Below are 1447 nucleotides of genomic sequence, written 5' to 3' on the forward strand. Positions count from 1 at the left end.
TGTAAGTGGTAAAATAAAATGGATGAATTTCGGCAAACAAAAACGGATGTTTTTGACCAAAATAACCTCGTTGTCTGATATGCTTAATTCAGACAGGAGGGGAATAAATGAAGGGGTGGAACATGTACAGCCGAATTCATCAATTAAAAGAAAGTGGCTTCAAAAAGGCAAGAGTAGCAAAGAAACTTGGAATCGACGTGAAAACAGTAAAAAAGTATTGGAACATGTCTCCTGAAGATTACCATCAGCTTTTGGTTAATTCGAGACAAAGGCCCAGATACTTGGAACAGTATGAAAAAGAAATCCTGGGTTGGCTTACTGAGCACCCAGATATGACTAGTGCTCAGGTACATGACTGGCTTAAAGAGCGATATCCAGACTCATACCATGGTAAAGATCGAACTGTCAGAGATTTTGTACATAAGTTAAGAGCAAAACACAATATTCCTAAAAGTGCACCGGCTAGACATTATCAAGCTGTGGCTGACCCGCCTATGGGTTACCAGGCACAAGTTGATTTCGGTGAAAAAGTGGTATACCGAGCCGATGGGTCAGCAACCAAGCTTTACTGTATGGGTATGGTCTTATCACACTCCAGGTACAAATACGCTGAGTGGTGGGACAAGCCTTTAACTACGGCTAAGCTTGTGGAAATGCTCAATCATGCTTTTGAGTACTTCGGTGGTGTTCCAAAGGAATTGGTCTTTGATCAAGATAAAATAGTGGCTGTTAGTGAAAATTACGGTGATGTTATTTACACCCATGAATTTGAACGATACCGCCAGGCCACGAAATTCAAAGTTCATTTATGCCGCGCAGCTGATCCAGAGAGCAAAGGCAAGGTTGAAACAGTAGTTAAATATGTAAAGAACAACTTTGCAGCCCACAGGATTTTTGTTGATTTAGCTTCATTTAACACAGAATGCCTGGAATGGCTTGATAGAACCGGTAATGCCAATATCCATGGCATAACAAAAAGGATACCGGCAGAAGTATTCTTCCTCGAAAAGCAATACTTACAGCCGATATCCCCTCAACAAATTACATCTGCTAACATTTTACCAAGGGGCGTACGGAAAGACAATACCATCATCTATCAAAGTAACAGGTATTCCGTACCATTAGGGACTTATCAGCCAGGTAAGAAGCTTTTCATAACCGAAGAAGATGGTAATCTTGTAATTACGGAACCTGAAACCGGCCAGGTTGTAGCCATACATAGAATCTGCCATGGCAAAGGCCAACTAATCCAAAATACTAATCACCTGCGTGATCATTCAGATAAAATATCAGGTCTGCAGGCTGCAATTCTGGATTTATTAGGCGGTGGTCAGGATGCAGAAACACTTCTCAACATGATTAAACTAGATAAACCAAGATATGTCAGAGACCAGTTCCTGCTCATAAAATCCGTAGTCACAAGCCATAGCCCGGAATCTATAAAACA

At 41.1% G+C, this 1447-nt stretch carries 1 protein-coding gene; it reads left to right on the forward strand.

Translation table 11 applies throughout. The features are described from left to right. Nucleotides 1-122 precede the first annotated feature (122 nt). Nucleotides 123-1447 (forward strand): IS21 family transposase (gene istA / locus Tfer_RS15620; protein WP_427916574.1); only part of this gene is annotated, 1325 nt, incomplete at its 3' end.

It is taken from the genome of Thermincola ferriacetica, assembly GCF_001263415.1.
Lineage (GTDB): Bacteria > Bacillota > Thermincolia > Thermincolales > Thermincolaceae > Thermincola > Thermincola ferriacetica.